The sequence below is a fragment of the Streptomyces solincola genome (assembly GCF_002982015.1).
GTDB classification, from domain to species: Bacteria; Actinomycetota; Actinomycetes; order Streptomycetales; family Streptomycetaceae; genus Streptomyces; species Streptomyces solincola.
The window spans coordinates 1-10,295 of the sequence record NZ_PVLV01000330.1 but is presented as its reverse complement, the minus strand read 5'-3'; the positions used below and the strand labels follow the sequence as shown (position 1 = coordinate 10,295).

Sequence of the window (10,295 nt, the reverse complement as noted above, 5' to 3'; positions counted from 1 at the left end):
ACCGCGGCGCGGGGGTGGGCGGCGGCGAGTTCGGCGCGGGTCCCGAAGAAGAGCGGGTCGCCGGTGAGCAGTACCCGGGCGGCGGGGATCTCGGAGGTGAGCGGGGCGGACTCGTCGCGGACGTCGGCCCGGTAGGGGGCGCCGCGGTAGGCGATGACCCGCAGCCGGTTCTCCTCTGCGGTGAGCAGGGCGAGCGCCTCCGCGCCGAGGGCGGGGACGAGCTGGTCGGCGGCCTGGTCGACGACGTCCTGCACGCCGGCCGCCTCGGTGAGGGTGGCCGCCAGGTGCATGAGCTGGTAGAGGGCGGTGGCCCGGCTGGGCAGCGGGGGGTGCGCCGCGTGAGCGGGGTCGTCCGGTCGCGGCCCGGCGGCCCCGGCGAGCGCCGGTTCGCCGGGCTCCTCGGCGGGGCCGTCGGCCGGGTCCTCCGGGGGCGCGGGGGTGACGCGGACGCTGACGCCGGTGGGCCCGGGGTGCAGGTCGAAGCGGAGCCGCCTGCCCGGGGGCCGGACGGCGGTGAACGAGGTGGTCTGGCGGCTGATGACGGCCGCGCGGTAGCGGTCCTCGACGGCCGGGTCGTCCATCCAGGGCAGGGCTTCCCAGGGCAGGGCGCCGAGCAGGTCGTCGACGTCCGCGCCGAGCAGGTCGGCCGCGGCCTCGGTGAGGTAGGTGACGACGCCGTTCAGGTCCAGGGAGACGCTGCCGCCGGGCAGCCGCTCGACGAACTCCACGGCGGCGGTCGCCTCGATGGGGCCGGGGGTGCGGCGGTGTCGCCGCACCAGCCTGGGCTGGTGCCCGGGGCGCAGCGGGGCTCCGTGCTCGGCCTCTCGCCGGCAGACCGCGGCGAGCCTGGCGCAGCCGTCGGCGATGTCGTCCCGCTGGGCGGGGCTCAGCCGGGGCGGGTGGCTGCCGGGCCACAGGAGCACCAGGCCGCCCCAGTCGGCGGCGGGGTCGCCGGCGACCGAGTCGGCGACGGGCATCGCGGCGAGGGCGAACCGGTAGGGCAGGATCAGGCCGGGGCGGGGGTAGCGGCGGGCCATCTCCTCCTGGCCGCCGATCCAGACCAGTCGCCGCTGGGCGACGGCGTCGGCGAGCGGCACGGGGTCGCCGGGGGCGACGCGGAGCCAGGGTACGGCGAACTCGCGGGACACCCCGCCGAGGACGGCGAGGCGCAGCACCGGGAGCGCGGGACCGGCGCCGTCCGCCGCCGCGGACGCCCGCCGTCCGGTGCTCGCCCCTGTGTCGGCGCAGGTCGGGACCGTCCGGTGCTGCCCCGGCGGCCACGCTGCGGGAAACCCGGACTGCCCCGGTTGCCCGGGGGAGACGGCCTCCCCGCGCCGCGCTCGTCCGACGGGAGACGCGGGCGGCTCCGGCGGGAGCGGGGTGGGTGCCAGGACCGGCCGCGGGCTGCTCGCGGCGCCGGCCGGGCCGGCCTCCTCGTCCGCCGGCACCGGCAGGTAGAACATGCCGACGGAGGCCCCGGTGCGCCGCATCAGGTCGTCCAGGGCGGCGCCGAGCGGGCGCAGACCGGCGCCCGCCTCCCGCGGATGGTCCACGCGTCCAGCATGCCCCGACGCCCCGGGCCACGCAGGTCGGCGATGCCGGACGCCGACGGGGCCACGCAGGTCGGCGATGCCCGAAGCGGGCCGGGCCCTGCGGCCGCTGCCCCGGCCCGAGCCCGGGCGCACCCCCGGACGCGGTGCCGGCGGGGCCGGGGGCCGGGTTGTGTCCGACAATGAAAGAGATGACGGACAAAAAGGGCCACAGCGGCGAGTTCGGGCCCGAGGTGCGGCTCGCCATGAACCGTACCGGCAGCTTCGACTGGGACCTCGACGCCGGCACGATCGACGTGGACGAGGCCGGGCTGTCGGTGTTCGGCGTGCGGCCGGAGGGCTTCGACGGGCGCCCCGGCACCCTGGTGCTGCGGCTGGAACCCGGGGAGCGCGCCCGACTGGAGGTCGTGATCAAGGACGCGCTGCGCAGCGGGCGCTCCTCCTACGAGGCCCGGTTCCCCGTCCCGCTGGAGGACGGCTCGGTGCAGTGGACCCATGTCCAGGCACGCGTCCTGCGCGACGGCGAGGGGCACGCGCACCGGATCGTCGGCGTCGTCCGGGACGCCACGCCCGAGATGGCCCACTCGACGTTCCTGACGGATCTGCGCAAGCAGCGCGAGCGGCAGACGGACATGGTCGAGCGGACCACCCGGGCGCTGTCGCGGGCGGTGACGGTGGACGACGTCACGGCGGCGCTGACCGGCCCCGGCGGGCTGGCCCGGCTCGGCGCGGACGGGTTCGCGCTCGGCCTGGTGGAGAACGGCGCCCTACAGGTGATCGCACTGAGCGGCGAGTCCCTGGAGGTGCTGGACCATCTGCGCGACCAGAAGCTGGAGCCGGGCCGGCCGCTGGCGGAGACGGTGCTCAGCGGCCGTCCGCTGTTCAGCAGCTCCTTCCAGGAGCTGGTGCGCGGCTACCCGCTGCTCGCGCCGTACGCGGACAGGCTGCGGTTCCGGGCCGCCGCCTACCTGCCGCTGGTGGCGCAGGCGCGCACGCTGGGCGGGATGGCGCTGTTCTACCGGGGGCGGACGACTTTCAGCGCGGACGAGCGGAACCTGACGCTGGGGCTGGCGGCGATCGTCGCCCAGTCGCTCCAGCGGGCGATCCTCTTCGACGAGGAGCGGGAGCTGGCGACCGGGCTCCAGGCGGCGATGCTCCCCCGGCGCATCCCCGAGGTGGAGGGCGGCGAGATCGCCGTGCGCTACCACTCGGCGTGGAGCGGGCGGGAGGTCGGCGGCGACTGGTACGACGTCATCCCGCTGCCCCGGGGCCGGGTGGGCGTGGTGGTCGGGGACGTCCAGGGGCACGACACCCACGCCGCCGCGATCATGGGCCAGTTGCGGATCGCGATCCGGGCGTACGCGGGTGAGGGCCACGCTCCCCCGACGGTGCTGGCGCGGGCCTCCCGGTTCCTGGCGGAGCTGGACACCGAGCGCTTCGCGACCTGCACCTACGCGCAGGCCGATCTGGCGACCGGCACGGTCCAGGCGGTGCGGGCGGGACACCTGGAGCCGCTGATCCGCCACACGGACGGGCGAGTGGGCCGGCCCAAGGTGGCGGGCGGGCTGCCGCTGGGGGTGGCGTCGGTGTTCGGCGACGAGGAGTACCCGGAGACCCGGCTGGACCTGGTGCCCGGCGAGACGCTGGTGATGTGCACCGACGGGCTGGTGGAGCAGCCGGGCGCGGACCTCGGCCAGGGGCTGGCCGCGCTGGAGGAGGCGGTGAGCAGCGGCCCGCCGGGCGCGGAGGCGCTGGCCGACCACCTGTCGGAGCGGCTGTGGGAGCGGTGGGGCGCCGGGGACGACGTGGCGCTGCTGGTGCTGCGGCGCAGTCCCGACCCCGGTACGCCCCGGGCGCCCCGGGTGCACCAGTACATCCACCAGGCCGATCCGCAGGGCCTGTCGGAGGCGCGGTCGGTGGTGCGGCAGGCGCTGCGGGACTGGGGGCTGCGGGCCTACGCGGACGACGCCGAGTTGCTGACCGGTGAGCTGCTGGGCAACGTACTGCTGCACACGGAGGGCGGTGCGGTGCTGACGCTGGAGGTGCTGCCGGAGCCGGAGCGCCGGGTGCGGCTGTCGGTGCAGGACCGTTCCAGCGCCTGGCCCCGGCGGCGTACGCCGGGTGAGGCGGCCACCTCGGGCCGCGGGCTGCTGCTCCTGGACGCGCTGGCGCTGCGCTGGGGTGTGGAGCCGCGCGGCGAGGGCAAGGCGGTGTGGTGCGAGATCGGCCCGCCGTCGTCCGACCCGGGCGGCCCGTACGGATGATTGTCCGGGCGGGGCGCGGGCGGGTGGTGGACGAGGAGTGACCGGAGGCGGAGGCAGCATGGATCCCTTGGGGGCGCTGGACCGGATCGCCTTCCTGCTGGAGCGGGCGCAGGCGCCGACCTACCGGGTGCGGGCCTTTCGCGGCGCGGCCGCGGTGCTCGCGGAGCTGGGTGCGGAGGAGTCGGCGCGCCGCTCCGGGGACGGCACGCTGGAGCGGGTGAAGGGCATCGGTCCGAAGACCTCGCAGGTGGTGCGGGAGGCGCTGGCGGGTGAGGTGCCGGGGTACCTGGAGAGGCTGGAGCGGGAGGCCGAGGGCGGGCCGTACGACCGGGACTCCGGGCCGGGCACGGCGCTGCGGGCCCGCTTGCGGGGCGACTGCCACACCCACTCGGACTGGTCCGACGGCGGCAGCCCGATCGAGGAGATGGGGCGCACCGCGGCGGCGCTGGGCCACGACTGGACGGTGCTGACCGACCACTCGCCGCGGTTGACGGTGGCGAACGGGCTGTCGGCGGACCGGCTGCGCGAGCAGTTGGACGTGGTGGCGGAGCTGAACGCGGGCTGGGCGCCGTTTCGGCTGCTGACCGGCATCGAGGTGGACATCCTGCCGGACGGCTCGCTGGACCAGGACGACGACCTGCTGGACCGGTTGGACGTGGTGGTGGCGTCCGTGCACTCCAAGCTGCGGATGGAGGCGCCGGCGATGACCCGGCGGATGGTGCGGGCGGTGCGCGATCCGCGGGTGGACGTGCTGGGCCACTGCACCGGGCGGCTGGTGAGCGGGCGCGGCCGGCCGGAGTCGTCGTTCGACGCGGCCGCGGTGTTCGCGGCGTGCGCGGAGTCGGGCACGGCGGTGGAGGTCAACAGCCGTCCGGAACGCCTCGATCCGCCGCGCAGGCTGCTGCGCGAGGCGGTCGCGGCCGGGGTGTTCCTCGCGGTGGACACCGACGCGCACGCCCCGGGGCAGTTGCACTGGCAGATCCTCGGCTGCGCCCGGGCCGAGGAGTGCGGGGCGCCGGCGGAACGGGTCGTCAACACCTGGTCGGCGGACGGGCTGCTGGAGTGGACCCGCACCCGGCGGGCGCCCGGCGGCTGAGCCGCCCGCGGGCCGGCGGGGCTGCGCCCATCGCGGAGGACGCACCGTTCGTCCGGTGAGGGCGGTCCGGGAGGCCCTGGCTCGGCGCTTCCGGTATCCACGCGATGCCCGGCAGGGCACACTGCCCGTGCCCTGCGTTGCCCGGTTCTGGCATGAGGCGTGGACAACGTCCCCCGCGATGGCGGCTCGCGGACCGTCGCGCCCGGCGACGGGCGTGCCGATCAACTCCCCCAGGATGCAGCAATCCGGCGGTGTTTTCTTCTGACGCTTCTTCAGGGGAAATGTTCGGCCACCGCCGGGCCCGAAAGGACCGCCGGGATGGCCGGGACGGCCGGTATGGGGAGGTGGCGGGATGGCGGGGGCGACGCGGAGGAGCCGTACGCCGGCCGGCGGTCCCGTCAGTCCGGCCGCGCGGCCGGGGCCGTGGAGGGGCCGTCGGCGTCCGGGCGGCGGTCGGCCGACAGCGCCCACTGGTAGGCGAGCGCGGCCAGGGTGGGTACGCCCCAGCGGGCCCGCAGCGCGCTCAGTTCCTTGGTGAGGGTGCGTAGGCCGATGCCGAGGCGGCGGGCGGTGATCCGCTGGTCGACGCCGGCGGCGGTGTCGGCCAGGATCTCCCGCTGCCGCCGGGTGAGCGCGTCCTCGGCGGGCCGCCGGCAGGGCGCGTCCCAGATGTCGGAGCGCCGCCAGGCGTCCTCGAAGCCCTCGGCGATGAACGCCACCAGCGCGCGGTCGGCGACGTGCCAGGCCGCGTGGGCCGGGCTGCTGCCCACCAGGTCGGGGATGAACGCCTGCCGCCGGTCGACGACCACGCAGCTCTGGAACGGCGCCGCCAGTGTGCGGACCTGGCCGCCGCGGGCGGTGAGCGCGGCGGCGTGCGCGTGGGCGGCGGGGTGCTCGCGGTCGCCGTCCCGGTACAGCACCCGCACCGGCAGGCCCCGGGCCGCGGCGTCGAGGCTCCCGCCGCGCACCGCCCAGGGGTGGCCGGGGCGGCCCGGCTCCGGCGGGCAGGCGGTCAGCAGTTCGGTGTCGGCGCGCCCCGCCGCCTCGGCGATCCGGGCGGCGGCCTGGCCGGGCTCGGCGAGGAACTCGCTGCCGGAGCCGGAGCGCCAGGCGGCGCGCTCGAAGTGCGGGGCGAGGGCGTCGGCGACCTCGGACAGCGCGGCCAGCGCGGCGGCCCGGGAGGCCAGTTCGCTCAGCCCCTCGTCGACCCGGCGGCGCACCGCCGCGCCCGGGTCGTGGGGCACCGGGGCGCCGGGCCGCGCGGGGTCGGCGGTGACCAGGCGCCAGGAGCGCAGCTCGCGCAGGGCGGGTTCGTCGACGGGGCGGGTGCGGTCGCCGCGCGTGACCCGGACGTACAGCTCCCGGGCCGCCGGTGACAGTCCGTCGGGCAGCGCGGCCGGCGGCCGGCCGTCCGCCGGGGTCGAGGACGCGGGGCCTTCGGGCGGGGGGCCCACGAGTCCGGGCGCCTCCCCCGCGTCGCCCGGCCGCGGGCCGCCCGCCGCCGGCGCGTCCGTGCCGCGCGCGTGCCGGTCACACTCCACTGTCCTCGCCCCCGTTCACGCGTGTGTGAGCGCCGCTTCACCGCTGCGTGTCTGCGCCGTGCGCACACGCGCATCCCGTGACCGCTTGATCGCCCGCGGCGCAGCAGTCAGCGTACCGGTGCGTCTGCTCGGTCCCCCGTCGCCCGCCTCCCGCCGCGGACGGCGCCGGGACGGCGCGGCAACACACCGGCGGCGGCAGCCGCCCACCTGGGAAAGACATCGCATGGACAAGGCTGCACTGCGTTTCCTGCTCAGCGAGCGGCGGGCGGCGATCGCCCCGGAGAGCCACGGGCTGTCCCGGCCGACCCGGCAGGGCCGCCGGGCCCGCGGACTGTCCCAGACGCAGGTGGACCAGATCCTGCACCGCGCCCCCGACACGTACGGGCGGCTGGAGTCCGGCCGCTACCCCAACCCGCCGGTCGGGCTGCTACAGGACGTGGCGCGGCTGTTCCGGATGGACGAGCAGGAGTGGGTGGCGCTGTGGCGCTACGCGCTGGGCCAGGACCCGCCGCACCCGCTGGACGCGCGGGCCGGCACCGAGCTGTCCGGGGCGTGGCGGACGCTGCTGGACGGCTTCGCGCACCCCGCGTACCTGACGGACCGGTCGTGGAACCTGCTGGCGGGCAACGCCGCCTTCGCGGCGATGTTCCCGGCCGGGCTGGTGCCGGCGAACACCATGCGCTGGATGGCGGTGGACCCGGGGGCGCGGACCATGCTGACCGACTGGGCGAGCGCCTGGGCGCCGGTGCTGCTGCCGCAGCTGCGGGTGGCGCTGGCCGCCGTGCCGGACGATCCGGTGCTGCGCCGCATCGAGCGGGAGGTGCTGGCCGATCCGGTGGCCGGGCCGGTGTACGAGACGGCGGGCGCCTCGGTGCACCTGGACGGGGCGGTGCGGCCGCTGCGCCACGCCCGGCTGGGGCCGGGGTGGGTGACCATGTGCGCCGCGCAGCCGCTGGCCGCTCCCGGTTCGCGGCTGGTGCTGATGTCCTTCGAGCCGGGTCCGCGCCGGCATTCGGGGGTGCGCGCGCCGGCGCTGCGGGCCCCGGCGCACGGCTGAGGCCAGGCGGTACACGCAGGCGGGGCCGGGGTAGTCAGGCAGTGTCCGCGGGCGGCCGAAGGCCCGTCCGCGCAGGTTCGCGTATGTCACGCACGAGGGAGAGGCGGCAGTGGTGAGTGAGTCCCCGTCCGGATCGAAGACCGGGCCCGACGAGTCCGCAGGGAAGGGCGCGAACACCGAGCCCGGCGAGTTCAAGCGTTCGTCGAGCCATTTCACCGACCGGATCACGGCCGACGGCAGGGACGGCTGGCCGGTGGAGCCCGGCCGCTACCGGCTGGTGGTGAGCCTGGCCTGCCCGTGGGCGAGCCGGGCGCTGGTGGTGCGGCGGCTGCTGGGGCTGGAGGAGGCGCTGTCGCTGGCGGTCACCGACCCGATCCAGGACGAGCGGAGCTGGCGGTTCACCCTGGACCCCGGCGACCGCGACCCGGTGCTCGGCATCGGTTTCCTCGGCGAGGCGTACCAGGCCCGGGAGAAGGGCTACGACGGCGGGGTCAGCGTCCCGGCGATCGTGGACGTGCCCAGCGGGGAGCTGGTCACCAACGACTACCAGCAGCTCACCCTGGACCTGTCCACGCAGTGGGGCGCGCTGCACCGCGAGGGGGCCCCGGAGCTGTATCCCGAGGCGCTGCGGGACGAGATCGACGAGCGGATGGAGGGCATCTACCGGGACGTCAACAACGGCGTGTACCAGGCCGGGTTCGCGAGCAGCCAGGAGGCGTACGACGCGGCGTACGCGAAGCTGTTCGCCCGCCTGGACCAGGTGTCGGAGCACCTGGCGGACCGGCGCTACCTGGTCGGCGACACCATCACCGAGGCGGACGTGCGGCTGTTCACCACGCTGGTGCGGTTCGACGCGGTCTACCACGGTCACTTCAAGTGCAACCGGAACAAGATCACCGAGGACCGGGTGCTCTGGGCGTACGCCCGGGACCTGTTCCAGACGCCCGGGTTCGGCGACACGGTCGACTTCGACCACATCAAGCGGCACTACTACCAGGTGCACGGGGACATCAACCCGACGCGGATCGTGCCGCGCGGCCCGGACCTGCGGGGCTGGCGGACCGCGCACCACCGCGAGGAGCTGGGCGGCCGGCCCTTCGGCGACGGCACTCCCCCGCCGCCCCCGCCGACCGCCGAGGTCATCCAGCCGCTCTAGGCCCGGTGCGGCGCCCCGCTCCCGGTCCGCCGGGGGCGGGGCGCCGGCCCCGTCCGCGGGTCAGTCGGCCTCCCAGACCGTGGTGGCGTTGCAGAACTCCTTGATGCCGTGGCCGGCCAGTTCGCGGCCGTAGCCGGAGCGCTTGACGCCGCCGAAGGGCAGCGCGGGGTGCGAGGCGGTCATGCCGTTGACGAACACCCCGCCGGCCTCGATCCCGGCGGCGAAGCGCTCCACCTCGTCCCGGTCGCGGGTCCACAGGTTGGAGCTGAGGCCGAAGGGGGTGTCGTTGGCGAGCGCGAGCGCCTCGTCGAGGTCGGCGGCCCGGTAGACGACGGCGACCGGTCCGAACGCCTCCTCCCGGTGGATGCGCATCGCCGGGGTGACGCCGGTGAGCACGGTGGGCTCGTAGTACCAGCCGCGGCCCTGCCCCTCGGGGCGGCGCCCGCCGCAGCGCACCTGGGCCCCGGCGCGCACCGCGTCGTCCACCAGCTCCTCCAGGTCGGCGCGGCCCTGCTCGGTGGCGAGCGGGCCGACGTCGGTGGCCTCGTCCATCGGGTCGCCGACGGTGAGCGCGGCCATCGTGGCGGTGAAGCGCTCGGTGAAGGCGTCGTAGACGTCGGTGTGCACGATGAACCGCTTGGCGGCGATGCAGGACTGGCCGTTGTTCTGCACCCGGGCGGTGACCGCGGTGTCCGCGGCGCGCTCCACGTCGGCCGACGGCATCACCACGTAGGGGTCGCTGCCGCCGAGTTCCAGCACGGTCTTCTTGATCTCGTCGCCGGCGGTGGCGGCGACGGCGCGGCCGGCCGGTTCGCTGCCGGTGAGGGTGGCGGCGGCCACCCGCGGGTCGCGCAGGATGGCGTCGACGGCGCGTGAGCCGACCAGCAGGGTCTGGAAGCAGCCTTCGGGGAAGCCGGCGCGGCGGAACAGCTCCTCCAGGTAGAGCGCGGTCTGCGGGACGTTCGAGGCGTGCTTGAGCAGGCCGGTGTTGCCGGCCATCAGGGCGGGCGCGGCGAACCGGACGACCTGCCAGAGCGGGAAGTTCCACGGCATCACGGCGAGCACGGTGCCGAGCGGGCGGTAGCGGACCGCGGCGCGCACGGCCCCGGAGTCCTTGACGTCGGCGTCGTCGGGGTGCTCGTCGGCGAGCAGCCGCTCGGCGTTGTCGGCGTACCAGCGCATCGCCTTGGCGCACTTGGCGGCCTCGGCGCGGGCGGCCTTGAGCGGCTTGCCCATCTCGGTGGTCATGGTGCGGGCGATCTCGTCCTGGTCCGCGTCCAGCAGGTCGGCCGCGCGGCGCAGCAGCCGGGCCCGCTCGGCGAAGGGGGTGGCGCGGTGGGCGCGGAAGGCCTCGGCGGCCGCGGCGAGCCGCTTCTCGACGCCTTCGGCGTCCAGCTCGTCGAAGGTCCGGAGCGTCTCCCCGGTCGTGGGGTCGACGGTCGCGATGGGCATGGGATGGTCCTCCTCGCATGGTGCGGGCTGCCCCGACCCTGCCGCGCCGCTCGCGGCCCCGCAACGCGAGCCGTCGCGGGTTGAGCCGGGACTCCCGGGTAACCCTTGCTCGTATGGCACACACCGGGAAGAGCAGGGAAAACGACGCGGAGACGCGCGGGGCGGGCACGGACGGGACG

Annotated in this window: 7 protein-coding genes; 4 read left to right on the top strand and 3 right to left on the bottom strand. The window is 76.3% G+C overall.

Features of this window, described 5'->3' with window-relative positions:
• Positions 1-1,553: PAS domain-containing protein (locus tag C6N75_RS20705; protein ID WP_181160556.1), on the bottom strand; the 1,553-nt coding region annotated here is incomplete at its 3' end.
• A 188-nt stretch (positions 1,554-1,741) separates the two neighbouring features.
• Between C6N75_RS20705 and C6N75_RS20700 the strand changes: the two genes are divergently transcribed.
• Together C6N75_RS20700 and C6N75_RS20695 are read left to right on the top strand one after the other, a co-directional pair.
• The gene (locus C6N75_RS20700) at positions 1,742-3,814 is read left to right on the top strand and encodes a SpoIIE family protein phosphatase (RefSeq protein WP_105870411.1); all 2,073 of its coding nucleotides are present in this window, start codon (positions 1,742-1,744) and stop codon (positions 3,812-3,814) included.
• Between the two features lie 58 nt (positions 3,815-3,872).
• A complete protein-coding gene (locus C6N75_RS20695) occupies positions 3,873-4,910 on the top strand; it encodes a PHP domain-containing protein (RefSeq protein WP_105870410.1) in 1,038 nt (345 codons plus the stop codon).
• A 398-nt stretch (positions 4,911-5,308) separates the two neighbouring features.
• On the opposite strand, the gene C6N75_RS20690 is transcribed toward C6N75_RS20695, so the two are convergent.
• Entirely contained in the window at positions 5,309-6,364 is a 1,056-nt protein-coding gene (locus C6N75_RS20690) for a helix-turn-helix domain-containing protein (protein ID WP_146132623.1), read from the bottom strand.
• Positions 6,365-6,674: 310 nt separating this feature from the next.
• On the opposite strand from C6N75_RS20690, the gene C6N75_RS20685 reads away from it, so the two are divergent.
• Together C6N75_RS20685 and C6N75_RS20680 are read left to right on the top strand one after the other, a co-directional pair.
• Complete coding sequence (locus C6N75_RS20685; RefSeq protein WP_105870408.1) at positions 6,675-7,508, top strand: MmyB family transcriptional regulator; 834 nt, start codon at positions 6,675-6,677, stop codon at positions 7,506-7,508.
• Between the two features lie 112 nt (positions 7,509-7,620).
• Positions 7,621-8,664: a glutathione S-transferase family protein gene (locus C6N75_RS20680; RefSeq protein WP_105870412.1), complete on the top strand. Its 1,044-nt coding sequence runs from the start codon at positions 7,621-7,623 to the stop codon at positions 8,662-8,664.
• A 60-nt stretch (positions 8,665-8,724) separates the two neighbouring features.
• Here C6N75_RS20680 and C6N75_RS20670 read toward each other — a convergent pair whose 3' ends face one another.
• Entirely contained in the window at positions 8,725-10,116 is a 1,392-nt protein-coding gene (locus tag C6N75_RS20670; RefSeq protein WP_105870407.1) for an NADP-dependent succinic semialdehyde dehydrogenase, read from the bottom strand.
• Positions 10,117-10,295 lie beyond the last annotated feature (179 nt).